21 protein-coding genes are annotated in these 26,175 nt (G+C 46.3%); 12 read left to right on the top strand and 9 right to left on the bottom strand.

Translation table 11 applies throughout. From position 1 onward, the window contains the following. Positions 1-83: 83 nt before the first annotated feature. A complete protein-coding gene (gene alr / locus BS614_RS10775; protein WP_074093976.1) occupies positions 84-1,271 on the bottom strand; it encodes an alanine racemase in 1,188 nt (395 codons plus the stop codon). A 393-nt stretch (positions 1,272-1,664) separates the two neighbouring features. Then, entirely contained in the window at positions 1,665-2,864 is a 1,200-nt protein-coding gene (locus BS614_RS10770; RefSeq protein WP_074093975.1) for an outer membrane lipoprotein-sorting protein, read from the bottom strand. A gap of 248 nt (positions 2,865-3,112) precedes the next feature. Here BS614_RS10770 and BS614_RS10765 point away from each other — a divergent pair, with 248 nt between their 5' ends. Further along, positions 3,113-4,606 carry a serine hydrolase gene (locus tag BS614_RS10765; RefSeq protein ID WP_074093974.1) on the top strand — a complete coding sequence of 498 codons (1,494 nt, stop codon included), beginning with the start codon at positions 3,113-3,115 and terminating at the stop codon, positions 4,604-4,606. 244 nt (positions 4,607-4,850) lie between these two features. Here the strand turns inward: BS614_RS10765 and BS614_RS10760 are convergent, their stop codons facing one another. Further along, complete coding sequence (locus BS614_RS10760) at positions 4,851-5,096, bottom strand: hypothetical protein (protein WP_074093973.1); 246 nt, start codon at positions 5,094-5,096, stop codon at positions 4,851-4,853. Here BS614_RS10760 and BS614_RS31465 point away from each other — a divergent pair. The 4 genes from BS614_RS31465 to BS614_RS10745 all read left to right on the top strand — a co-directional run bounded on the left by BS614_RS31465 (position 5,089) and on the right by BS614_RS10745 (position 8,640). Continuing rightward, positions 5,089-5,226: a hypothetical protein gene (locus tag BS614_RS31465; protein WP_157116069.1), complete on the top strand. Its 138-nt coding sequence runs from the start codon at positions 5,089-5,091 to the stop codon at positions 5,224-5,226. The two genes, BS614_RS10760 and BS614_RS31465, sit on opposite strands and share 8 nt — an antisense overlap. A gap of 174 nt (positions 5,227-5,400) precedes the next feature. Continuing rightward, complete coding sequence (locus BS614_RS10755) at positions 5,401-5,610, top strand: helix-turn-helix transcriptional regulator (protein ID WP_017690042.1); 210 nt, start codon at positions 5,401-5,403, stop codon at positions 5,608-5,610. Between the two features lies 1 nt (position 5,611). Further along, on the top strand, positions 5,612-6,382 hold the full coding sequence (locus tag BS614_RS10750; protein WP_074093972.1) for a DUF3169 family protein: 771 nt from the start codon (positions 5,612-5,614) through the stop codon (positions 6,380-6,382). A 50-nt stretch (positions 6,383-6,432) separates the two neighbouring features. Beyond that, positions 6,433-8,640, top strand: coding sequence for a serine hydrolase domain-containing protein (locus BS614_RS10745; protein WP_074093971.1), 2,208 nt, complete (start codon positions 6,433-6,435; stop codon positions 8,638-8,640). Between the two features lie 155 nt (positions 8,641-8,795). Here BS614_RS10745 and BS614_RS10740 read toward each other — a convergent pair whose 3' ends face one another. Together BS614_RS10740 and BS614_RS10735 are read right to left on the bottom strand one after the other, a co-directional pair. Continuing rightward, positions 8,796-9,845: a hypothetical protein gene (locus BS614_RS10740; protein ID WP_074093970.1), complete on the bottom strand. Its 1,050-nt coding sequence runs from the start codon at positions 9,843-9,845 to the stop codon at positions 8,796-8,798. Beyond that, positions 9,845-11,680 carry an HSP90 family protein gene (locus tag BS614_RS10735; protein ID WP_074093969.1) on the bottom strand — a complete coding sequence of 612 codons (1,836 nt, stop codon included), beginning with the start codon at positions 11,678-11,680 and terminating at the stop codon, positions 9,845-9,847. Before BS614_RS10735 ends, BS614_RS10740 begins: the two co-directional genes overlap by 1 nt. 445 nt (positions 11,681-12,125) lie before the next feature. On the opposite strand from BS614_RS10735, the gene BS614_RS10730 reads away from it, so the two are divergent. From BS614_RS10730 to BS614_RS10720, 3 genes are all read left to right on the top strand, one after another. Then, the gene (locus tag BS614_RS10730; protein ID WP_074093968.1) at positions 12,126-13,031 is read left to right on the top strand and encodes an ABC transporter ATP-binding protein; all 906 of its coding nucleotides are present in this window, start codon (positions 12,126-12,128) and stop codon (positions 13,029-13,031) included. Continuing rightward, entirely contained in the window at positions 13,024-13,857 is an 834-nt protein-coding gene (locus BS614_RS10725; RefSeq protein ID WP_074093967.1) for an ABC transporter permease subunit, read from the top strand. Before BS614_RS10730 ends, BS614_RS10725 begins: the two co-directional genes overlap by 8 nt. A 136-nt stretch (positions 13,858-13,993) precedes the next feature. After that, complete coding sequence (locus BS614_RS10720; RefSeq protein ID WP_244898298.1) at positions 13,994-14,788, top strand: MurR/RpiR family transcriptional regulator; 795 nt, start codon at positions 13,994-13,996, stop codon at positions 14,786-14,788. Positions 14,789-14,791: 3 nt separating this feature from the next. Here BS614_RS10720 and BS614_RS10715 read toward each other — a convergent pair whose 3' ends face one another. After that, positions 14,792-15,778: a Gfo/Idh/MocA family protein gene (locus BS614_RS10715; protein WP_074096791.1), complete on the bottom strand. Its 987-nt coding sequence runs from the start codon at positions 15,776-15,778 to the stop codon at positions 14,792-14,794. Between the two features lie 32 nt (positions 15,779-15,810). Further along, positions 15,811-16,824 carry a Gfo/Idh/MocA family oxidoreductase gene (locus tag BS614_RS10710; RefSeq protein ID WP_074093965.1) on the bottom strand — a complete coding sequence of 338 codons (1,014 nt, stop codon included), beginning with the start codon at positions 16,822-16,824 and terminating at the stop codon, positions 15,811-15,813. Between the two features lie 243 nt (positions 16,825-17,067). Between BS614_RS10710 and BS614_RS10705 the strand changes: the two genes are divergently transcribed. Both BS614_RS10705 and BS614_RS10700 read left to right on the top strand, forming a co-directional pair. Beyond that, a complete protein-coding gene (locus tag BS614_RS10705) occupies positions 17,068-18,354 on the top strand; it encodes a hypothetical protein (protein ID WP_074093964.1) in 1,287 nt (428 codons plus the stop codon). Positions 18,355-18,540: 186 nt separating this feature from the next. Continuing rightward, on the top strand, positions 18,541-20,172 hold the full coding sequence (locus tag BS614_RS10700) for a helix-turn-helix domain-containing protein (protein ID WP_074093963.1): 1,632 nt from the start codon (positions 18,541-18,543) through the stop codon (positions 20,170-20,172). Positions 20,173-20,299: 127 nt separating this feature from the next. Here the strand turns inward: BS614_RS10700 and BS614_RS10695 are convergent, their stop codons facing one another. Continuing rightward, a complete protein-coding gene (locus BS614_RS10695; RefSeq protein WP_036611216.1) occupies positions 20,300-20,875 on the bottom strand; it encodes a GbsR/MarR family transcriptional regulator in 576 nt (191 codons plus the stop codon). Positions 20,876-21,376: 501 nt separating this feature from the next. On the opposite strand from BS614_RS10695, the gene BS614_RS10690 reads away from it, so the two are divergent. After that, positions 21,377-22,606, top strand: coding sequence for a quaternary amine ABC transporter ATP-binding protein (locus tag BS614_RS10690; protein ID WP_074093962.1), 1,230 nt, complete (start codon positions 21,377-21,379; stop codon positions 22,604-22,606). Then, positions 22,572-25,160 carry a glycine betaine ABC transporter substrate-binding protein gene (locus tag BS614_RS10685; RefSeq protein ID WP_074093961.1) on the top strand — a complete coding sequence of 863 codons (2,589 nt, stop codon included), beginning with the start codon at positions 22,572-22,574 and terminating at the stop codon, positions 25,158-25,160. The genes BS614_RS10690 and BS614_RS10685 overlap by 35 nt, the downstream gene beginning before the upstream one ends. Positions 25,161-25,782: 622 nt before the next feature. On the opposite strand, the gene BS614_RS10675 is transcribed toward BS614_RS10685, so the two are convergent. Continuing rightward, positions 25,783-26,001: an immunity 17 family protein gene (locus BS614_RS10675; RefSeq protein WP_017690054.1), complete on the bottom strand. Its 219-nt coding sequence runs from the start codon at positions 25,999-26,001 to the stop codon at positions 25,783-25,785. Between the last annotated feature and the right edge of the window lie 174 nt (positions 26,002-26,175).

Raw genomic sequence — 26,175 nt, 5'->3', positions numbered from 1 at the left:
TGTCGTACATAATTCGAGATGCTCCGACAGTTTTCCTTCTGTTCTGAAAAAAAGTTTATTGGGAATGACATCCAGTTTACCTGTCAGGATGTCAAAAGTGGATTAATTTTGGCGACTACTGCTCCCCCGCGGGTATATACCCGTGGAATGCGGTGCGCCATCATGCAGATCACTTCATAAGCAATCGTACCGAGCTGGGATGCCACCTCGTCTGCGGTTATTACGCCACCAGACTGATGACCGATGAGGACAACCTCTTCGCCGACTTGAATTTCTTCCGCCTCTTCCGCGAAAGATTGTAACGACACCATACACTGATCCATGCAGATCGTACCGACGACAGGGACGCGGCGGCCGCGTACAAGCACTTGTGCTTTACCTGTCAGCATTCTGGAGAATCCGTCTGCATATCCGATCGGCAGGGTCGCTATTCGTTCATACCCTTGCGTAAAATAACGGGTTCCGTAACTGATCCCCCAATGGGGTGGCAGTGTTTTAACCAGAACCGCTTTTGTCTTCAGCGTCAATACCGGGGACAGCTTCACCACCTGATGATTCACCTCAGCCGAAGGATACAGTCCGTATAGGCTTATTCCCACACGTACCATGTCATAGGACAATTCCGGTGTATCAATGGCAGCGGCGCTGTTCGCCGTATGTATAATCGGGATGGAACATCCCTGATCCCTGAGCGCATGAACTACGCTTTGGAACCGTCTATACTGCTCCAGTGTATAGGTTTTGTCTTCTTCATCTGCTCTGGCAAAATGGGTAAACATGCCTTCCAGCATCACCTGATTGAGCGAAGCTACTTCCTGAATGAAAGCCAATGCCTCATTGCCAGGCAACAGACCTAATCGGCCCATGCCGCTGTCGATTTTAATATGAACCTTCAGTTGGTTAGCGAATGTGCTCGCGTCCAGATGTCGAATGGCGTCAAGCACTTCCCTGCTGAACAGTGTGACGGTCACATCATGTTGCCATGCAACAGCGATCCCTTCAGGCGGCGTATATCCCAGTACCAAGATTGGAATCGTAATCCCATGTTGTCGCAGTTCCAGAGCTTCGTCAAGAAAAGCCACACTTAAGTAATCCACACCCACTCGTTCCAGTTCCCTAGCCGTCTCCACCGCTCCATGTCCATAGGCATTGGCCTTCACACAGGCGAGGAATTTCATACCCTGAGGCAATGCCTCGCGGAAAGCTTCTACGTTAGTACACAAATGATCCAAATTGATCTCCGCTTGGGTCGGCCGATATTGTCCTTGCACGTTAAGTCACCTTCTCTAATCATCTTAATCCGGCTCACGTCAGACTCCATCGTAATGCTCCAGCATGTGACTGTCAAATGAACCGAAGTTTCGCATCCAAAAACAGAGGTAAGGTGCGCCTTTTGAAGAACAAATGCGAACACAGAAGAAGACCGATAAGCGAGATTAGCAGGGCAAAATCCCACTTTTCACCCAAGCAAAATCTGCTTATATCGATTATTTACCCGGTTCCCTCTGCGTAGAAGCGCATTTTGCTTTATTGAGTGTATCGGGTAAGAAAACAGCGCTAAATGAATACCTTTCTTACATCAAAGCAAAGCACCGGAGAACAGGTCTCCGATGCTTCTTAGCATTCCTTATGTTTATGCTACTATTCGTTCATTTGTTCAAAAATCATTTGCCTGACTCTTCCTGCATCGATGTTGCAATGCGTACCATTTCGTTCTGAGGCAGGTCGGCACTGGTGATCCGATATTCTATGCCATCTGTCATCCATGTCAGAGTCTTCAATGCATCTCCGCTGATCATCCCCAGTGTGAATCCAAGATCTACTACACTGGATGGAGCAAGTGATACAGCTCGATCCTGTGGTCTGGCTTCGAATATCGTGTAATTATATGTTCCTTCATAACGAAGCATAACCGAATAGTCTCCCGCTTCTTCCAGAATCTGATCGTCCTTGAGCTGCACACCTTCCGGCGCATAGGTTGGCTGAATCACGCCGAAGCTGTCTGCCCCTTCCGGTTCTGCGAGTGTTGGCTCTTCGCCTTCCTGACCTGTTGCAGCACCTTCTGTACCTTGCTGCTCTGTGTCCCCACCTACACCTGTCTGTCCATCAGTGACAGCTCCGTCAGGTTCCGGCGCAGTCTGAGGATTGGCAGGTTCTTTACCGCTCTCATTACCGGTTTGCTCCGCAGGAGTCACACCGGAATCCGTTCCTGTTTGGCCGCCTTCTTTTGTAGCAGCAGTCATGTTACGTTGCATGTCAAAGGCATCTTTCTCAAATTCAGTCCCGAATTTGAAGGAATCAAATTTCACATCGACCACAACATTGGCATTGGAGTCGGATACCTCCACCTGTTTAGGTGCATAATCACTTTTGTTCAGCCAGATTTTCTGTCTGACAAGTGCATGTGTATTATAATTGGCAGCTACATCAAATACATAGCTCTCCTTCTCGTCCGCAAACTGGCGGGTTGTATCCCCCGTAATGCTCCGAATCAATGTTTCATAGAGATATACCTGTCCCTGATTATCTGGCCAATTGCTCTGGAAACGGAAGCTTTTGTTCTGGCTCGGCGTCAAAACAAACACGCCTTCATCGTTACGCAGTACAATCTGTGTTACATCCTTTTTGGCATTCGTTAACGCAATACGATAATAGGAAGGCTTCTGATGCCATACCTCGACCTTGTACTGCTGCGGCGTATCTCCGGTATGCAGCGTCATCACGCCTGCCCCCTGGTAACTTTCCATCTCTCCTACGACTTCGTTCAGATCTTTGACCACAGCTGCCGCATCCTTCTTCCCGCAGGCGGCAAGCAAGACCGATAAGACCAATACCATGGCAAGCATCCATGATATTCGGCGCATGACATCATCCCCTTTAGCACATGTTTTCACTTCAGGATTGTGCTTGCAGCAGAACCCCTACTTGATTAGTACATGTTATGAGGGACTTGTTCGATATATGCGGACTAGTTTGACAAGCAATCGGTGAAGTCCGTTAATACGGCATTGCTACGCAAAATCAGTCTCAGGGAGGATGTTAACTTTATCCAGAAAAGGCATAGTGAATTGTAGGAGATTATTCGTTTTATTGAATATTAGGAGGGAAAAGCATGACGACAACAAAGCTTCGCACATCACTGGAAGGACTGGATGAATTCATCGACGAGCAGCTTCAATTATGGAATGGTGTCGGCACAGCGGTGGCGGTGGTCCATAAGGATGAAGTCGTCTGGCAAAAAGGCTACGGTTATCGTGACCTGGAGTCCAAACTTGAAGTTACCCCTAATACGTTGTTTGCCATCGGTTCAAGTACCAAAGCCTTTACCGCAGCAACTGCTGCTCTGCTTGTGGATCAGGGGATACTGGACTGGGATACCCCTGTGAAGTCGTATATGAAAGACTTCCAGATGTTTGATCCGGTCGCAACAGAACGTATAACTATTCGCGACATGCTGTGTCATCGTTCCGGTCTTCCAAGGCATGAGTTGGTATGGTACAACTCCCCACGTACAAGAGAAGATCTTGTTCGAACATTACAGTATCTGGAGCCAAATCAGGATTTCCGAAACAAATGGCAGTATCAGAACCTGATGTACATGACGGCAGGTTATCTGGTTGGACAGCTCAATGAAACTTCGTGGGAGCAGATGGTTCAGAAGACCCTATTTAATCCGCTGGGTATGAACACAAGTCTGTTCTCTGTTGAAGAAATGCAACTGCAGCCTGACTATGCTTACCCTTATATGGAGAAGGATGGTCAGAATACGAGAATACCTTTTCGAGCCATTGATGCCATAGGACCTGCTGGTTCCATTAACAGCAATCTAGCCGATATGATTGCATGGCTTAAATTCCAGTTGCATCAAGGTCAATGGGAAGGAACGTCATTGATATCTAAGGAACAGATGAAGATTATGCATAGTCCTCAGATGCCCAGTGATTCGCCGTTCATAAGCCAAGAACTGCCTATGAGTACATATGGTCTGGGTTGGATGATTGAGCCATATCGTGGACATGCCATGATTCATCATGGTGGGGCTATTGATGGCTTTGCATCACAAGTTGCCTTTTTGCCAGAGGAACAGATTGGAATCGTGGTTCTGAGCAATACCCACGGAAGTATAATTCCGTATACGGTTGCTTTTCATATCATGGATCAACTGCTTGGATTGGAGCCCGTCAATTGGAGTTCCAAATTGAGCAAATTAATGGGGAAAGAGTCAGCAGAAACGGAGACTAATCCGGAGAATCCTTTGGAAGTACCTATTCAGCCAGACTCTGCCGGTGAGGAAAAAGTTGAAGAACCTCACATTACACCTTGTGATCGTTCTTACACCGCTTATGCGGGTATTTACACGCATCCTGGTTATGGCGAGATGTGGATTCTAGAGACAACGGACGGGTTGCAAGCAACCTTTAACGCCATTGAAATGCCCATGGAATACACCGGGAAAGATACGTTTTCCGTCGAATTTGTGTTATTCGGTCTGAAGATCACGTATACGTTTACCCTCAATGAATCTTCAGAAGTTGCTCAATCCATCTCCATTCCTTTGTTGCTTGAACCGGGTACAAAGCCTATTGAATTCACCAGGGTTTCGTAAATAATCTGAACCTATATAAATTGAACTAATGAATATATTTACACTGGTCACTCCGATGACAGAACAACCTTCTGATAGCTGTTATCCCCAGATTTTTTTGATTCCTTTTCATAAAGTTGAAAATCCGGGGATAAAGGCGAACGCTCTGCTTCCTCAGGTTATTTCTGTCCTCTCCGTTTTGTATAAATGTTTAGTTCAATTTATATAGAAAACGCCTGATTCATTTCCGTTGTGGCAGCTAATCCTACCACAACGGAATATACACTGGATAACTCGTGTCCTCTTCAGCGGCACCAGGGCTTCTCTTCACCCACAATCTGCGCAGATCAGGCAGACCATACCCCGCAAGACGATAATCTCGCAACGAATCATGATGGGCGTGTTCTTCCTTGAAGCTGTATGTGGGCAGAAGCAACGCCTCCTGAATCAGTCGATCTTCTAGCCGAATCAATCTACTCAACCGCTCCGCAGGTTCCTGGATCATGACCACTCTGCTGCCCTCCTATGCGATGGCTGGTCTGTATATCCTGATGGGGCTTGGAGCGCTCATCTTTTTCCGAATGTTACTTCGGAAGGCAGAGGAACAAAATCAACATCTGCCGTGTGCAGATGCATCTTGATTTCACTTTTCAGGCAATTTTTCCGACAACAAAATAATCATCCAAGGGAGCCCAACTGGCTCTCTTTTTCATGTCCATTATCAACATTTAGAAGTAAATGATCTTTAACATTTTGTATATTATAGTTTACATTTAGTCAAATATCATGTACATTAGGTTCATGGAGGTGAGCAAGTGGAAGAATTACACAATCACGTTCGGGAGTTACGAGCCAGAGACCGGCTATCCCAAGCAGAACTGGCCAAACTCATTGGTGCATCCCGTCAAACCATTGCCCTGATTGAGCGTGGAGATTACTCTCCGTCGGTCGTTCTGGCACTAAAAATAGCACATGTCTTTCGTGAACCTGTCGAAAAAATCTTTGAACTGAAAGGTGGAGATTAAAATGAAAAATTCATCATCCTCGTCCATTAAAAAGCGGTTGCGTCTTCCCTTGTATGCAGCAGGTGGCGCTGTAGTTGGTTTTCTCGGCGCTAGCGGAGTCAGTAAACTCCCTTCTGACTTGAACTGGACGCTGTCCGTGTATTATGACTATGATCTTTTATTCGCAATCCTGGCGGCTCTTGTGGTAGTTATGACGGTGTGGAACATCTTCAGTCTCTCCCGCACGCCATCTGTCCCTCCCATGGAAGATGATGCTTATGGAGATTCCGATTCACTCATCTCTCCCGCAGAGCGCTCCCTCGGAAAAGCGATGATCCTCAGCGGATTCAGCGTTATTCTTACGTTTACCTGGGCAGCACTTGCCTTGTCCTTGTATGCATCCAACCGAACCATGCCGAATTCTCCAGAACTTTTCAACCTCTTGAATTTTGTTGCTTCGTGTATTTCTATTATCATCGTTGTGGTCGTGCAAACTCTGACTGTGAAGCGATACAACAGTTATTATCCTGAACGCACTCTGGATCTGAACTCGCGCAATATGAAGAAAGATCATTTTGAGAAGCTGGATGAAGGCGAGAAATGGATTGTCTATCGCGCAGCCTATCGTTCTTTTCAGATGATGAATGTACTTCTTGGTGTTGGAATGGTCTCTATGGTTCTATATTCGATGCTCTTTACCTTTGCTCCATTCCCGATTGTAATGCTCTCTGTGATCTGGATTGCCAACATTGGAATCTATTATCGTGAAACCTATCGTGCGAGTAATCAGTAATACATGGTTAGGTAACTATTTTGTAAATATTTTCATAAAGGAGTGTTTGCATGCATTTATCCAAACGAAAGACCCGTTTCAGGTTCACCTCCCTAACAGGAGCTTTTATGGCTGTGGTTCTGTCTCTCAGTCTGTGGGTACCCGCAGTTCAGGCGGAGACCGCAACTCCAGTAGCTGCTGAACAAGGAAAGACGAAAGCGCTGACAACTGAATCGGCTACAGCTTTTCTGGATACATTCTTCGATTCACCTGAGGCAAAACCTCATTATGTGGGAGCCTCCGTTGTTGTTGTGAAGGATGGCAAAGTTCTGGCGGAAAAAGGATATGGCTTCTCCGATGTGGAGAGTAAAACAGCGATCGATCCGAAAAATACGGCCTTCCGTGTAGCCTCTGTCTCCAAAACGTTCACGTCAGCTGCTGTAATGCAGCTGGTGGAGCAAGGCAAGGTTGATCTGCAAGCTGATTTTCAGACCTATGTGAAAGGGCTCGAATTTGATAATCCTTTTGACAAACCTGTAACTGTGGAGAACCTGCTCACACACACGACCGGATTCGAGATTCGTGATCCGCAGCAGGAAGACATCCATACTGATTTTGACAAGTACATAGCGATGGAGGATTACGCACAGCAACACATGCCTCCTGTCGTTCGAGAGCCTGGTAGCGCCTACATGTACGATAATTTTTCGTTTTTGCTGCTTGGCATGATTGTTGAGAATGTAAGCGGCGAGCCCTTTGAATCCTACATGCAACAACATATCTTCAAACCGCTAGGAATGGATAACAGCAGTTTCATGCTGGACAAAAAGTTCCAAAAGCAGCTGGCTACAGGCTATGATGCGGCACACAATCCGCTTGATCTGTACACCATCTCTCCAACACCAATGCCTCAAGGTGGCATGTTGTCTACCGCTGAGGACATCGGGAAGTTCATGATTGCGTTCCTGAATGATGGCGTGAAAGACAACAAGCGGATTTTCAAGGAATCCACGGTGAAAAGCATGGAACAGTACCGTTCTTCCATTCATCCACTGTTACCAAACACGACGTATGGATTCGAAGCTGCATTTCAGCTTCCCGGAGCAGGAAGTAGCCCAAGTATTATTACAAAAGGAGGCGACCTGACCGGATTCAGCTCTTATCTCTTCCTTATTCCCGAGCAAAATACAGGCGTTTTCCTGACGTATAATCAAAATGGAGCACTTCGTAATCTGTTCTACCCTGCATTCATTCAGAGCTTCTTCCCACAATATGCAGAGCCTGTACAGTTCAAGGATTACACGCCGCAATCCGCAACTGAGCTGCAACGCTTCACCGGATTGTACGCCGATCTTCGACTTAGCACGATTGTAAGTTCCCTGAAAGGTGGCGGGGATAAGCCAGGACAACTGAGCATTAACGATGTATTCCTAGGTCAACGCAACCTGATTCAAGTGGAAGATAATCTCTTCAAAGATGAACTGACTGGTCAATTCACAGCATTCAAAAAATATACAGATGGTACCACATACATGAAAGAACCTTACCTCAACCCTATGGGTTATGAGAAAAAAGGACAAAAGCCTATGGGCTTCCGGGATGTTCGTGAGAACAGTCCTTATGCTGAAGCCATCTATGCAATACAATCTCTTGGATATTATGAGAATGATGCTAACAAGTCTTTCCAACCAAAATCAGCTGTGACACGAGCTGAATTTATTGAGAACACGCTTAAACTGAGTGGATTGAAGCCCAGCAAAACAACGCCTCCTGCAGGCACCGACTGGGCCGATCATGCAGCAGCCGGATATATTCAACTCGGATATGAGTTGGGTATGATTACTGGCACGGACGAACAGCAGTTTAAGCCGGATCAAGTGATTATCCGACAGGAAGCAATGGTCATGATGTGGAGAATTATGCAACTGCAATATCCTAGCGAACTGTTCAATGATGTGAAACTTGCGGGGCACACAGATGCATGGGCTGTACCAGCCATTCAGATGATGGCGAAGCTTGGTATCCATGGACCCGAGGTGAAGGTAATGGAGGATGGTTCTGTTGATTTCCTTTCCCGCAAACCTCTGATTCGTCAGGAAGAGGCTGCGATCATGTATGCGCTGCTTACCCAACCAACAGATCAAATCGTCGCTGAACTGATGGCTGCTCAGCAACCGCAAGCAGAACCTGCTGAAGAAGCCGAAGCTCCAGCGGAGGCATCTGAAACTGCACCGGTTCCAGTACCAGCGCCGGTCCCTTCTGTGACTTCAGCACAATAAAAATAAAACATCTTCATACCGATTAGATTGATCATGCTTATGATGCAAGAAAAAACAGGCTTGTTCAGAAGGATACGATCCTTCTTGAACAAGCCTGTTTCGTTACTTTTCATAACTTATTATTATAGCGATCTGTTACTGAGTTATATCCGTCTCTATTCGATCAACGAAGATACATGGTGGTTCCCGTTGCGCTGATCAAACTTGGCTGCAGCGGTCTGAGCATGCTCCGCAAAGTAATCGGCCAGCTTGAGCAGGTCGCCTGGATCACCTTCATACGGGAAGGATGCTGGCAGGCGCAGTCGGTATTCTGGAGATTCTTCCACCCAGCGGCGAAGCAACGATGCTGCTCTGGCATAAAACAACATTTTAGCGTAAGGATCTTCATGATCAGCAGCAAACACCAGTGTTTCCTCCAGCACATCAATGCCTTTTGCCGGGTTCGTACGTGTGAGATAATCCATCTGCTCCGCAAAACTCTGCACAAAATCGTTTTGGCCTTTGATCAGGCGATATCCCTTGGTCTGATGTTTATCTGCTTCCGCAGTCCGTCCCAGTCGATATAACGGCATCAAAATTTCAGACAAAGTCAGATGCGGAATCTCCGCACAGCTCATACGCCCTTTCAGGATAGGCTGTGCCACCTCCAACACCTTCTCATCGTCTCCTTTTAACAAGAAATATCGCATAATCTCATCCTGCTCACAGGCTTCGCAGTCACTCATAAAGTCACGATCCATCGTTCTGAATCGATCATAACTGCGTCCTGCTTCCTCCAGCTCCCCAAAATCCATAAAGATCCGGAACCGATAATACCAGTAGGAGCGTTCGCTGTAACCATAGGACTTGAAACGCCGTCCGAAATCCTCCAACAGCTCCAGGATCTTCTCGCGTGATATTTCCGGGAAGTCGGGCATCTTGCCCAATATCCATTTGTACGACCACATTAACGTTTCTTCATCATATTCTTCGGGCTGTTGGTCGAACTTGCCCAGCTGCCAGGAAAAAGCAATCAGTGCTTTCATCGGATAACCACAGAATGTTGCTGTCTCCACAATCTCCGATCTTGCTTCATATGCCTCTTCCTCCATGCCGTTCACATCGGCAACTCTTGCCGCTTCCTCCAGCATACCAAGCTTCGCCGGACCATTGGGCAAGCCATAGGCCTCGTCCATCAGTTCTTCAAAGTCCATCTCTGTCTTCATCAGGCATCTCCCTTACGATCTGTATTTGCACGTAAACCCCAATTTATAAAACGAATAATGCCCTGATTTAACACTTCAAGTTCCTGCTTGCTCATGGCATAATGCCCCATCATCAGTGCATTGACGTATAACATTTCGATGGCAATCGGCGTCATCTGGTCATCCGGTGATGTCAGTACCCGCTGAATGATCGGATTACTCACGTTCAAATACAAGGTTGAGTACCCTGCTGAACTCATGCTAGAAGACAATGAACCCAGAACAGACGAGAACAATTCCGTGCTCTCCTCGCTTGCTTTTTCAAGCGCACGAAGTGTTGAGGATTCCTGAGACAGCGTGAACAACACTGGCAGATCCGATGGTTTAAAACCTTTCACCTCAGCCCGACAACGGAAGCGCTGTAAGGCAGAATCGGCCAGTCGCAAGGCATCATAATATTGATTGCGTTCAGCGGGAGGCACATCGGTGAAACTCATCGAGACCTGATCCGGCTGTAGCCGCTCCGTATGTACGTTGTGCACAGTCATCGGCAGTGTAGCCATCAACTCGCTGTCATAGATGTAACCACCGTTAATCACCAGCATCGATTGTGCGGAAGCCACATGATGAATCTGACGGTACTCATCAACAGAGGACGTAAAATACAACGTCTCCCCTTCATCAATTAGCTCACCCAGTTCACGGTGCCCCCTCGTGCTCTCAAAAGGCAGCCAGCGATGAATCATCGCATAGAATGCTTGATCCTGCACAGCCAATGCCTTCATGGACAGAGCATGCAGGCGAATCAGCTTCTGCAGCCGTTCCGTCTGGCTCTCAGCCATATCGGCCAATCCCTTGCGAAGTGCGTCTCCGAGTTCAGAGCGAACTTCCTCCAGCTTTTCATTTTCATAAAAATGTTCTCGTGATGCCGTCGGTTGAAGCTCATCTGTCCAGATCAGACATTTCACGAAGAAAGCCCACTCTGGCAAAATGTTCTCAGCCTTCTCCGATATCAGCATTCGCTTCAAGTAAACCCGGTGAGAACGCTTGGCATTCAGATTAACCGCGTGTGGCAGTACAAAAGCAATACCCCCGGTACGGCCTGAAGCCGTTGTCAACGGAATGAAGTCCTGGAACTGCTCGCCAAGCAGACGTTCACCAAAAGCCAATACCTCCGCTCTGCGTGAACGTGCGAGTGCAGGGTCCATCAGCCAGATCGGTGTCTCGCTATTCACCACATGTTGCGCGCCGTCATGATACAGCGTGACCGGATACGGCAATAACGCTCCATAATAGAACAGAGCTTCTTTCACATAATCCGGTTCAAAGTAGTGCGCTGCGTCCGGCGTGCAACGCAGATATACTTTGGTCCCCGGGGACAGCTGCGTGTCCAACTGTCGAATCGTATAGGTGCCATCCGGCTTGCCCCGCCACTCCATCGAAGGGCCGCCCTTCGCGGATTGCGTCAGCATGACAATTTCGTGACTCACCATGAAACAGGATAACAACCCGATCCCGAAACGCCCGATAAACGAAGTCTCTCCATCCAGCAGCGCTTGCTGCCCCCTCTTCGAGGATTGTCCAATCATCGCCAGGAATTCATGGATGTCAGCTTCGGTCAAGCCGATGCCGTTGTCCTCCACCATCATGGTCAATTGCTCACCTGTTCCCGTCAGTTCAACACGCACTTCACCCTGATACCCTGGCTCCGCCTCCGTTCGTGCGGTAATCGCATCCGTCGCATTCTGCATCAGTTCGCGCAAGAACACTTTAGGACTGCTATATAGATGGTTGGATAAAATCTGGATCATCCCGCTCAGGTTCACTTGAAAACGATATTCATTGGATGCTGTCATGACTCACTCACCTTCCTCTACGTCCAAACACAATATGTACCCATACGATGTATTCATATGGATGTGTTAGACGAATTCATTATGTAATCGTTAGAAACTGACGTTCCCCGTGACAGGCACGCCACAACATCACTTCAAGCCGGCCCTGGATAACCAAGACCGGCGTTATATGCATATTTCAGGCATTCATGAGACGTATGGCTTTATCTTTCATTACCACGTTATGAATAGCAATGAAACGGATGTTCTACCCTAAAATAAGGATACATGGTACAAGCCATAGTGAAAACAAACCTGAGACCCGATTTCAGACAGACTTCAGGGTAAATGTGCATCCTACATTCGGGACTATTGAAGGAGGAATAGATCTTTTTTGTCGTCCATTTGAACGATATCAGCCTACCACACGTATAATCTCCAAACTCAGATCGGACGGTGAATATACATGATCGAAGTACGCAACATATCCAAGCAATTCAAGATGCATCAAGCACTGGATGATGTCAGTTTCACAGTTAAACAAGGCAGTGTCACCGGGTTGATTGGGCCCAACGGTTCGGGTAAAACCACACTGATCCGTATCATGAATGGGGTCTTAGGCGCTTCCGGTGGACAGGTAACCATTAACGGATTGGACACCGCTCGTGAGGCGGAGAAAGTACTGGCCATGTGTGGCACTCTTACCGAGCAAAGTGGATTATATGAAAATATGAGCGGGCGTGACAATCTGACTTTCTTCGCAGATGTTTTTGGCCTGAAGCATGCCAAGAAACGAATCGACGAGCTTGTAAATCTGTTCGAGTTGCAGGATTATCAGCATCGAAAAGTCGGCACCTATAGCACAGGCATGAAGAAACGCTTGGGCCTTGCACGAGTACTCTTGCACCGTCCTTCCATCCTGTTTCTGGATGAGCCCACCAATGGCCTGGATCCGGATGGAATTCAGATGGTGCTACGCATTATCCGTCAGTTAAATAAGGAAGAAAAGATGACAATCCTGGTCTCATCCCATGTGCTGTCCCAACTGTCAGCCTTCTGTGATCATTATATTTTCATGGAAAAGGGGCGCATCGTGGAGGAAGGCACGGAACAGGAGATTGTTAGCCGGTACCTGTCCACTCCGAAGCTCGAAGTAGAAGCCGACATGCCAGAAGGATGGCACACGGCAACCGACTTTACACCTGAAATAATCTCCGCACATCAAGCAGTATTTCAGCTTACATCGCGTGAAGATATTCCATTACTGCTAAGACAATTAACGCAGCATGGTCAAGTCTATCAGGCCCGCATCACGGGCAGTGATCTGGAAAGTATCTATTTTGCCATAAGGGAGGCACACCACCATGAATAACCGTCAAGCCATACGTGCACTGGTACGTAAAGATATCCGGTCCGTCACAGCCAGCGTTCAGCTCTGGTTGCCCATGTTGATCGTTCCACTGATTATTGGAATCATCATGCCCTCCGCCCTCCTGTGGGCGGCCTCCAGAATGGAACTTCGTTCTCTGGGCAACATCAGCTTTCTACTCGAATCATTGGATACGTTAACCCATGGCGGACAGATTCCTCAGCTTGCTTCCATGCCTACAGATAATCATCGTATTGTCTATTACTTGGCCATGTATATGTTCGCTCCCTTGTTTCTCATCATTCCGGTGATGGCCTCCAGTATTCTGACGGCCAATAGTTTCGCTGGGGAGAAAGAACGCAAGACGCTGGAAGGGTTGTTATTCACACCGATCAGTATGGACACTCTTTTTCAAGGCAAAGTGCTAGCTGCCCTGATCCCTTCCCTTCTATTATCCTGGGTTACTTTCCTGATCTACGGAATCATTGCCAATATTCTGATGTACCCCATGTTTGGAACGTTGATGTTTCCCAATCTGAACTGGATAATACTTGTCATCTGGGTTGTTCCCGCTTGTAGTCTTATGGTCATTTTATTGAACGTTCTGATCTCGGCCAAGGTCCGTGGGTTCCAGGAAGCCTATCAGCTCGGCGGATTAATTGTCCTTCCCCTCATCGCCTTAGTCGCTGGTCAAGCCAGTGGCATGCTGCTGATTGGTCCTTGGATGTTACTCATGATTGGAGCAGTGCTCCTGCTCATAAGTTTGGTTCTTCTTCGTCTGGTCACGTCGTGGAATAGTCGTCAGCAACTGGCGGAAAGTCAGATCTGAATGATGTGGAGTGTAGCGACGAAATTCAACAATCTACACTGTCGCTCCGCTATGCAGATTGAGAAATAAATAAACGCAGGTTATGATGTGGAGATATATGCTATGGGATGATTTTAGAGAGGAATGGAACAACGGTATGGAATCCAAACTACTTCAAAAATTAAAATATGCTTCACAATTAACGGCACAGGAGAAACATATTGTGGACTATATCCTGAACAATCCCGAAGTTGTATTTGATTCTACAGCCCATGAACTGGCTCAGCAGACCTATACAAGCTCATCCACCATTGTTCGTCTATGCAAAAAGCTGGGTACCAAGGGGTACCCAGACTTTCAGCTCAAGCTTGCTCTTGAATATCAACAGATGCCTTCCGCGTCGCAGACGCAGGATCATGTAATTGCAGAACAAGGCAACGTGCTGGCTGCCATCGACTCGGTTCCTTACCTGTATCAGCAAGCGCTGGAGGATACCCGCCGGATGTTAAATGCTCCTGTTTTGCTACGAATCGCGAACTGGGTCAAAGAATCCGGACGTATCGATATCTATGGCAGTGATATGAATTATTATCTGGCTCAACAGGCTTGTGCCAAGTGGAATGAACTCGGCATATCTGCGATTGCTCACAATAGTCCCAACATGCATTATTTGAACACGATGAATCCGAATAGCCTGACGCTGTCTTTTGTTATCTCACACACAGGTGAGAACCAATCCATGATTGAAGCCGCCAAAGTGCTCAATAGCAAACAGATGAAAGTCATCGCGGTCACGGGCAACAACCATTCAACCCTATCCAAGCATTGTGATGAAACGCTGCTGGCTTATGGATACAATGAACAATTAAGGCTATCCAAAATGTCTTCGATGGTCTCGGTACTCTACATTTTCGACATGTTATACATGGGGAGCATTAGCGACACGTATTAACGTTTACCGATGATCCGCTGCAAATACAATCCCGGCATCCTTGCGCGCACTCATGAGTACACTCATCACAGACTGGCTGTGTTCGAGCAGTTCGTAACACCGTTTGTAATCACCACTTGCATGAATGTCCCTGAACGCTTCCCACTCATAGTACAGCCAATTGGATTTGGTCTGCGCATTATATGCCTCTGCAGACTCATTCCCGATCTGAAGCTTGATCTCCCGGCAACCGTTAGCTCCTCCCACAACCTGAAGATAACCTTTCTCGCCCTGAATAAGCACAAAGTTCATGCCGTTTGTGTCTTTGGCACCTACACATTCCGCAATAAACTCCGGATACTTAAGAACCACTACACCTGACGTATCAATGCCGTTTGCATGCTGGTTCGCGGTATACGATACGGTATTCGGACTGCCAAACAGATTCATGACCAGATGCAGATTATAAATATTGATATCCATCAGCGCGCCACCAGAGAATTGTGGATTAAATACATTTGGTGTTTGCCCTGCAAGCAGATCATTGTATTTGCGCGAGTATTGACTGTAGTTACACTGGATGAGTTTGATCGGACCAAGCTTTGGTAGTTGCTCCTGTACGACTTTAATATTGGGCAGATGAATGTTGGAGATGGCTTCAAACAACAACAGATTTTTTTCTTTTGCAAGTGCAATCAGCGTTTCTGCTTCCTGAAGCGTGGACGTGAACGGTTTTTCGCAGACGACATGTTTGCCATGTTGAAGTGCCTGATAGGCCTGTTCATAGTGCATGCTGTTTGGTGAAGCAATATATATGAGATCTACATTTGTATCTGAAAATAGGGATTCCAGATCCGTATAGATCGTACTTACCCCATATTTACCCGCAAGCTCCTGTGCTGTTTCTCTCTTCCGGGAGTACATCGCTGTACACGTGACATCTTCCAGTTCATTGATCGCAGATAAAATGGCATCCACAATGGACCCTGTACCAATCGTTGCTATATTCATCATATCGTTTCGCTCCTGTCGTTGGTTATTTGTCAGTTGGCTCTCTTCGCTGCTTCGATTCCGTCATGTAAAATATCCAATACATATAAAACCTCTTCATCCTTGACCGGTTTATCACCGTTATGTCGAATGGCTTGAAGAAGTTGATCATATAAAATGCCATAGTCTGTCGCTTCCGAAGGAACTTTCTCCGTATGTGATGTTCCATCGTCGTCCACATAACTAATCGTACCCCAGTTATTCTCCGGTTCAGCTTCAATGGATACCCTGGTTCGTCCATCTCCACTTTTCGTTTGGTGCCCACTGCTATATTTGACAAAGCTCCCTCGATCCCCGTGTACAATAAATTTTGGATGTTCGATCTTCACGAGCAGACTGCACTTAATCGTAGCCTTCATTCGTCCATATCGAAAATCAATATCGATGTAATCATCGGATTCACCCGGCGCGATCAAACTCCGAACATCATAATCAATTCGGTCAGCTACGCCATATATGGAGATTAACTGATCAATGGTATGCACGGCCAAGCCATGCAACAATCCAAATCCACTTCTGGTGTACTGTGGGTGAAAATAATCATAGTGGGACTGGATTTCAACAATATTTCCCAGTTTGCCGCTCTCAATCACTTTTTTCAATGTCAGAAAGTCACCATCAAATCTGCGATTTTGATTCGCCATGGCGATGAGATTTTTACAATTGGCTAGTTCAAAGATATCTTTGGCTTCCGCAGAAGTAGAGGCAAAAGGTTTCTCCACTAGCACATGTTTCCCGTGTTCCAATGCCAGCTTGGCGTACTCTACATGGCTATCCACATGGGTGGCAACAACAATCAATTCAATCTCATTATTCTGCAATATGTCTTCGATATTCGTCGTAAAAGTAATCTCGGGATAAAGTGATTCACGCTCTGTGTCGCCAACCCGATCTTCCTCGCGACGGTATATCGTCTTCACCTTGATGTTTTCTTTTTTGTCCAGATAAGGCAAATGATAATTCACTACTGCATTCCCAAATCCGATGATCGCCATATTCAATACCATGCTCGCTCACTCCTCTGCTCTGGTTGAGAGTTATGTTATCACGATCAAGTCAGGCGGAGAATGCTTTGGGACGGGATTGGCAGCATCATGCGCAATTCGATTTCAGGTTTGAATGACTATGAAATTCAATTTCATCTACTTCTTTTTTTCATGTTTGAGAGCTAACATATCTTCCATAGTTTACCGATATAACATAAGGAATTAACGACATACATATAGAAGAACGAAGGGGACGATGAACGAATGAAAACAGGGTATACATACGTACAACGCACCATCTGTACATTGCTGTTATTTACACTCATTGCAGCAGTGACATTGGGAGGTGGAACCGCAGCCCAGGCAGCTTCACTTAGCCAATCCACAGTGTATTATGAGTCCGACGGAGTTTTGTACAAAGTTTCCGCGGATGGCAGCAATACAACAGAAGTATTAATTGATTTCCAAGGGGTGGACTTGCACGCGGCAGGCTCTTATCTCTACTACACGCAGACTGCTTCTTCCACAACATTGCTTCGGGTTCCAAATGACGGGTCCAGCGATGCGGCAGAGACATTTGCTACAGATGTACTCAGCTATTATACGGATAACGGATTCATCTATTATCTGGATGCTACAGGTACCATTTATCGCGCGAATGGCAATAGTGACGCTTCAGCTGTCACCAAGATTGCTGACAAAGCTGATACCGACTTTCCATTCCTCCTGGTAACCAAAGGGCGTGCCTACTATAATGCGTTGGTTAATGGCAATACGTGGATCGTGTCCAAAACGTCCAACGGTGCTGGAGCTGTGCAGCGGATTGCCGCAGGCGCAGTGGAAGGTCGTTATTTTACGAATCAAGCCAAAAACGAACTGCAACTGATGGTAAATACAGACCCGTACGAGGAGTTTTACTCCACCAATGCTGTTGTCATGTATAAGGTGAATTACAACACTGGCAAAGCAACTGCGGTTAATCCCAAAGCCAAACTGGATGTGAATGCTGTATATTCCGGTGGTTGGGGAAACAATCTTTACGTGTATAACAAAGGAATCGTTCTCGACAGCAATAAGGATTACAATTATGCCAAAGGCAAAGCGTTTGCGTTAACAACTTCAGCTAAAACACTTCAGCTTCATAACAAAAGCGTTCGTGAAGTAAGTGCCTTAGGTACAGACAAGGTTGTCCTTATTGATGCAGACAAAAAAGCTTATGCCAAAACGGTCTCGGGCAACAAAGTGACCAAGTCTGCCAACCTGAACCTGACAAATGTAACGTATGTGGCGAATCAATTGACCAATGGTACATCTACGGCAGCATACATCTCGGGCAACAACGGACTCTATTCGGTTAATACAGCCCTCAAGGTAACGAAACTTACCGGGGACGAATGGGATGCATTCCATATCAGAGATGATGTTGCGGGCCTCTTCTACATCAATGCCAAAGATCAATATCGCTTGTATCACGTGCAAACGGGTGGAACAGGGAAAAAAGTTATGAGTGACGTTTTCCTCGACAATATTCTATTGGTGACACCGTACTAACATCTAATGTTGATTCAGGCGTATAGCCCATTCAACGGACTTGTCCATAACAAAAAGGATTACCATGCAGCCATAACGGCTCTTGGTAGTCCTTTTTTGGTTGCCGAAAACTATTTTTCAAAAACATCTTCCATATGAGAATGATAATTGTTATCATTAAGAAAATAAGACAAAAGGATGGTCCGTATGACTGAACAGTTTCCCTTCATTGCTGAAACCTCATCTCTACCGCTCCTCTCCTCCATGTGCCGTGTGCGTCGTGGGGAGAATTTCCGTGTGCAAGGCAAGACGGTGTCACGGCCCATGCTCTGTCTTATTTTGCAAGGAGACGGTGTTCTGGTCCTGAATGATACAGCCTATACAGCGCAAGCGGGCAGCTTGTTCGTGTTGAAGCCAGGAACAAACATCGAGGCCGCTGCACGCTCGAATGTGACCGAATGTATATTGCTAAGCATGGATACGGTTTGTTTGCAGCAAGTGCGCGGTGAATGGAAAATGACCTCTTCACCCGCCTTCCCGCTGGATTGGCAGACAGGCAGGTTGCTGGTTCGTCATGAGCAGCAGGCTGTATTACGTTTGGAACAACTGTATGAAACCTATCGCGGTCTTCAACCGGATCACTTTATCAGCATACATAGCCAGCTACATGAGCTGTTGCAATTTCTCTCAGAGAACAGGCTGGAAGCCAATCATGAGAAAGTGGACCCTGCCTTGGAACGCAGTATTATGTATATGCGACGTTACATGAGTGAAGGAATCAGCATGGATCAGCTTGCCAAGATTGCTGGACTCACCCCCAGCTCTTATTCGCGCAGTTTCAAGAAGGCCAAAGGCATGTCACCGACCGATTACCTGAATCGTTTACGTATAAACGAAGCCAAAAAACAGCTGACAGAGGAATCCTGTATCCTCAAAGACGTCGCGGTATCTGTCGGGTATGGCAATGAGTATTATTTTAGCCGCAAATTCAAACAAACCTTGGGGATTGCTCCCAGCATATATATGAAAAGAGATCAACTTCGCGTAGCTACGGCATCCATTATGGGATTCCATGAGAACTTGGCCTCGCTTGGACTGCGCCCGGTAGCTGTGCTGGAAGGTGAAGGTGTGTTTGACCGAGAAACGGATGAATATGAACAAGAACGCCGATTAACCAGACAATTCGATCAACTTCGGCAGGCGAAGCCAGACTTGATCATCGGTGACTTTTACCACAAGCCCTACTATGATCGCCTGAAAAGTATTGCACCCACCATCATCTTGGAGTCCACTGATGACTGGAAAGAGAACCATATTCGCATAGCCGAACTGGTCGGACGTGAGAAGCACGCGTTGCTGAATTTCAAAGAACTTGAGTTTCGCAAGCTGGAAGCAAGCCTGAACCTGCAACCCTATTTCGGACAAAAACGGTTGGCTCTGATGGAGGTTACGAATCAGTCCATTCGCTTACAAGGGACTGGCGAGCATCCATTAAATCACTTGTTGTATGCTGAATTGGGACTTCAGCCTGCTCAGCTCGTATCTCCCGAAAGTTCCAGAAATGAGTATGTTGCGGATAGTATTCCCGTGCTGGATACGGATTACCTGTTGATCCATCGTGCTTCGCTTCAGCCTGCCAGTGAAAAGGTGTTCCGACGCATAAAACAAACGGCATCATGGAATCGATCCCCTGCTGTATTGTATGGTAACGTTCACGATATCTCGAACTGGCAACGGTTATGCTGGACCCCGGCTGGCCGGTTGCAGATTCTGAACGAACTGGAACAGATTGCTCAGCAGTCTGTAGTCTTTCCTCAGGCAGGTCTGATCGGACATTAGATGTGAACATAGGTCGATACGATGGGCAAAATTATCTTTTACATCGTGTTCCTTCATTAATAATTCAGTAAGATATTCCACATGCAAAGGGCCCTCTCCTATAACGGAAAGGGCCCTTTGCATGTAATTATGAATGTTCCTTAATCTCTTCCTTCGGAACCAGCTTGTATATCTCTTCATTTTCCATGGTATCAATCAACCGATCCAACCATTTGTAATATGCTTCCGCTTGCAAAACTTTGTGTTTGTCTTCCATCAGAATGTGGATAAGTTCAGCGTCTGCCTGCTCATCCAGACCTTCGACTAACCGATTCAGTTCTTCAATTGATTTGCGTAGAATCTGAAGGTTACTCTCCACGGCTTTTCTCCATTTAATCGCAAAATAATCCGTAAACGTCTGATGCCAGTCGTATTCCACTTCATATAGGTCTTTTCTGGAGCCCTTGCTCCACACTTTATTTACCATTTTCAAATCCAGCAGTGTTCGTACACCTGTACTCATACTCGTTTTGCTCATTTCCATTTCCCGTCCCATATCGTCAAGGGTCATTGGTTTGTCTGCAAAAAATAGCAATCCATATAAGTGTCCCGTCGACAGCGTAACGCCGTAAAGATCCATATTACGTCCAATGGCTTCAATGACGCGCTTACGAATCTTCAGCACGGTTGCCTGCTGTTCCTCTTGTAAATGGTCCAAGCCCATGCTTGCAACCTCCATTCTGAACATTCCACAGTCTTTGGCGAAATAATTGCAACACTTTAAAAGTCCTGCTTACATGGGAAAGCACTCGGCCGGACATCATATATGCCAGAGGGCTTTCATTCACCCAATGTATGAAAATGGGAACTTTACCAGGCTACAATTGCCTATGACTATCTTTTAACCAAAAAATTCAGCTTCAATTCAGCTCATTTTCTATTGTAGGAAAAGCAATGTCAAATGTAAAGCTGCCTTATTAGCCAGAATAAGGAGAATGATGGAGCATATGAAAGGAAAACTTTGTACAGTTTTTACTGTACAAACATTATGTACTGTTTATTCGGTTGATATACTGGTTAAGTATTGTTAGACTTAAAAACGTTACCCAGAAAGACGGGAAGCGAAGCAGCAACTACCGGATTTCGTGGCTGGGCGCATAAGTGTATGGGCTTATGGATGCTGAAAGCCGTTCGAAGTGCACAACACATCAGAAGGGGTGAAAACATGACCATACTTGAAGTGAAAAACGTAAGTAAATTGTTTGGCCCCCAAACCGAGCAAGGTCTGCAATTACTGGAGCAAGGTTGGGGTAAAGAAAAGTTGGCCAAAGAAAAACAGATAACGGTTGGTGTCAACCGGGTCAACATGGACATTAAAGAAGGCGAGATTTTCGTTATTATGGGACTGTCCGGGAGTGGTAAATCCACACTGGTTCGGATGTTCAATCGTCTGATTGAACCAACATCCGGAGAAATTCTGGTTCATGGTAAGGATCTACGCAAGATGAACAAAGAACAATTGCGCGAAGTGCGCCGGAAAACGATCAGCATGGTCTTCCAGAAGTTTGCGTTGTTCCCGCACCGTACCGTTCTTGATAATGTGGAGTATGGATTGGAAATACAAAAAGTAGATAAGGAAGTACGCCGGGAGAAGGCAAAAACCTCACTTGAGCTGGTTGGCCTTAAGGGCTGGGAAGACAAAATGCCAGATGAACTCAGTGGCGGGATGCAGCAACGTGTCGGCTTGGCGCGTGCACTTGCCAATGACCCGGAAGTACTGCTAATGGATGAAGCCTTCAGTGCACTTGATCCATTGATTCGCCGTGATATGCAAGATGAGTTGATCGAGCTTCAGGATAAAATGAAAAAGACCATTATTTTCATTACCCATGACTTGGACGAAGCGCTGCGCATCGGCGATCGTATTGCCCTCATGAAAGACGGCGCAGTTGTGCAGATCGGTACACCGGAAGAAATCATGATTCAACCGGCCAACTCATATGTGGCCCGCTTCGTCGAAGACGTGGATCTGTCCAAGGTCCTTACAGCATCTCACGTAATGCGTCGCCCTGAAACAATTACGCTTGATCGTGGTCCTCGTGTTGCCCTCGAATTAATGCGCGAACGTGGTATTTCCAACCTGTTTGTCATTGACCGTTCGATCAAACTGCTGGGTGTTATTACAGCTGAAGATGCAACTCGTGCTATGCGCGAAAACAAATTATTGAACGACATTCTGATCACGGACGGGCCGACGGTGTCGCCTGAGACCCTGATCCATGAATTGTTCGAGATTGTAAGTTCTGCCCATGTGCCGCTCGCTGTTGTTGGTGAGAATGGCCGTCTGCAAGGTGTTATCGTCCGCGGTGCCCTGCTGGGTGCACTTAGCGGTGAAGTTGCAGTAAAGGAGGAACTTGCGAATGATTCCCAAAATACCACTAGCATCGTGGATTGAATCCATCGTTGACTGGATGAGCTCCTCGCTCTCCGGATTGTTTAATGTAATCTCTATTGTTATTCAGGCAGTAGTTGGATTTTTCTCCGGGCTGTTCATGCTGCCCCATCCACTCCTGTTCATTGCCATATTGGGTGTTCTTGCGTTCCTCGTAGGACGACTCCCACTGACACTATTTACGGTTATCGGGTTCTTGCTCGTAGATAACTTGGGATACTGGTCCCAATCGATGGACACACTCGGTCTGGTTATCACTTCAGGATTGGTTTCGATCCTGCTTGGTGTACCTGTCGGAATCTGGCTCGCATACAGTAAAACTGCGGCGCGGATCATTACACCGCTCCTTGACTTCATGCAGACGATGCCTGCATTTGTCTACTTGCTGCCTGCGGTCACATTCTTTAGTCTAGGTGTCGTTCCAGGTGTTATCGCTTCTGTTATATTTGCGATTCCGCCAACGATTCGTCTGACTCACCTGGGTATCAGACAGGTATCTGGCGAATTGGTTGAAGCAGCTGATGCATTCGGCTCAACTTCCATGCAAAAGTTGTTCAAAGTACAGCTTCCACTCGCTTTGCCTACCGTGATGTCCGGTATTAACCAGACCATCATGCTATCACTGTCCATGGTTGTTATTGCATCCATGATCGGTGCACAAGGTATTGGTGCGGAAGTCTATCGTGCTGTAACACAGCTTCAAATCGGTAAAGGTTTCGAAGCCGGTCTGGCCGTTGTTGTACTCGCGATTGTACTGGACCGTTTTACACAAAATGTATTTATGCCAGGTCGTAAAAAGACCTCACGCATTACAGCCAAGCAAAAAGCATGGATCACTGCTGCGGCAACATTCCTTGTGCTTGTAGCTGGTTTCTCACAATACTTCGTTGGTGGCACAACTTCGGCTGGTGGCAACAATTCAGCAGCCAATGCTGTAGGTCAAGAAGTGAACTATCAGATTATTGGTATCGATCCAGGGGCTGGTATTATGAAGTCTGCTGCAAAAGCGATCGAAGACTATAAATTAACTGACTGGACTCTGATTGAAGGCTCTGGTGCAGCCATGACGGCCACGCTAGACAAAGCGATCAAAAATGAAGATCCAATCATTATTACAGGTTGGACTCCACACTGGATGTTCAACAAATATGATCTAAAATATCTGGAAGACCCTGAGAAATCTTTCGGTGATGCTGAAGAAATTCATACCATCGCCCGTAAAGGTCTGAAAGAAGATCACCCTGTTGCGTTTGAATTCCTGTCCCGTTTCCAATGGACATCGGATGAAATGGGTGAAATGATGACTGCTATCCAGGATGGCACATCCGCAGAAGAAGCAGCTAAAGCTTATGCGGAGAAACATGCCGATCAGATTGCTGAGTGGACCAAAGGTGTGACTCCAGTGAACGGTGATGCATTCAAACTCAGCTATGTGGCTTGGGATTCCGAAATCGCAAGTACAAACTTGCTGAAATATGTGATGGAAAACAAATTGGGTTATAAAGTTAACGCTCTGCAAGTCGAAGCCGGACCAATGTGGACGGGTGTTGCCTCAGGCGACGTAGATGCCTCTCCAGCAGCTTGGCTGCCATTGACACACGCAGACTACTGGGAACGTTACAAAGACCAGGTGGATGATCTGGGGGCTAATATGACAGGTGTACGTACAGGCCTCGTGGTTCCTAAGTACATGACTGAAGTAAACTCGATTGCAGATCTGGAGACCGGTGCAGCTTCTTCCACTCCATCGGCAAGTGCTAATGTGGGAAATGAAGTGAATCATCAAATTATCGGTATCGATCCAGGTGCTGGAATTATGAAATCCACAGCAAGTGCCATTGAGAAATACGGTTTGTCTGACTGGAAACTGGTTGAAGGTTCAGGAGCCGCAATGACAGCTACGCTGGATAAAGCTGTTAAGAATAAGGAACCGGTTATCGTTACCGGTTGGACACCGCATTGGATGTTCAACGCATATGACCTGAAATACCTGGAGGATCCGGAAGGCGTCTACGGTGAAGCCGAACAGATTCATACCATTGCCCGTAAAGGGTTAAAGGAAGACAAACCTGTCGCTTATGAATTCCTGGATCGCTTCTCGTGGACAGCTGAAGATATGGGTGAAATTATGGTAGCTATTCAAAATGGAGAAGATGCTCAACAAGCTGCTGCAGCTTATGCAGAGAAGCATAGTGACCAAGTAGCTGAGTGGACTAAAGGTCTGACCCCGGTGAATGGTGAACCCATCAAACTAAGTTATGTGGCGTGGGACTCCGAAATTGCAAGTACCAACTTGCTGGAGTATGTTCTGAAGGAAAAACTCGGTTACAATGTGACTTCCCTTCAAGTTGAAATCGGTCCAATGTGGACCGGCATCGCCAACGGTGATGTAGATGCTACACCAGCCGCATGGTTACCACTTACTTCAGCAGATTATTACAACAAGTACAAGGATCAGATCGATGATCTGGGTCCGAATATGGACGGTGCCAAAACGGGCCTGGTTGTACCAGCCTATATGGACATCAACTCTATTGAAGATTTAAAAGATAATTAAACCAGATTGAGATGATTAAACCTGAATTTGGTAAAAAGACCACCGAAAATTTTCGGTGGTCTTTTTGAGTGTAACTGTTACTTGGGAATGTCTTCAAACCTAATGAAAGCCCGAGTTTACCTGAAGTGCCGTTAAAGTGGATTTTCTCCCTTTTAATGAAAAGCTTCGCTCTGGATAGGATAGTAGTCAGCTACTCACTCACGGTTGGAGCAGAGCAAACACAAGCGCTAACGAATCGGAGACGTCTTATTCAAGGATATGAAGTAATTCCAGAAATCTAAAGAACCTGAGACACGTTATATCAGAATAAAACAGTCGTTTGCAGTGTTTTTGTCAGGGATTCCAGTAAATAACGTGTCTGATGTTCCTTACTTTGTAAAAAGAAGAGCTGAAGGCGAAATAAGGCGTCCTGAGTTCCTTGGAAAATTGCTCCCTTTCCCCAGGGTATAAAGGCTTGGGCTTCAAGACATTTTAAAATGCTAATCTCCACACCCGAACTAACCTCGAAAATCTCAAGCATAAAGCTAAACGTACTAATCGTTACCTTCTACATTAAAGGCTGTAAAACTGAATTATGTACTCAGGCTCTGCAAATTCTTCTCTTTTCTTTTCTTTTCTATTCCTACACTTTACCAATCAGCAACAATAGTACACCAATGGCAATCATGACAACACCGAGAATACCATATACCACTCTTGCGCCCTGCCGTCCAATGGTCTTTACAAAAATCCCTGCTCTAAAACTCTTCATAAACCAGTCCCAATTGTTGATACCACCGAGCAAACTAAAAATTCCTGCCGCTATTGCAAATAGGGCGATTAAAACGGGTTGATCTTGCATTTCGTCAACACTCCTTCAATATAATCCTGTCTACTATACCTTCACTTGGTGAAAATTAACAGGCATTAATTGGGCGTATCTCAAAACTCGCTGAAGTGCATCTTTCACCGCCTTTTAGCCCCCTGCTGCGTCACTTTCCCTTGACCTGCCCCGGCACGCCTGCAGAAAACTTCC

Origin of the sequence: Paenibacillus xylanexedens (genome assembly GCF_001908275.1) — a bacterium.
Lineage (GTDB): Bacteria > Bacillota > Bacilli > Paenibacillales > Paenibacillaceae > Paenibacillus > Paenibacillus xylanexedens_A.
Note: the sequence above shows the minus strand (reverse complement) of the source record. Positions and strands in the feature narration are given on the sequence as shown.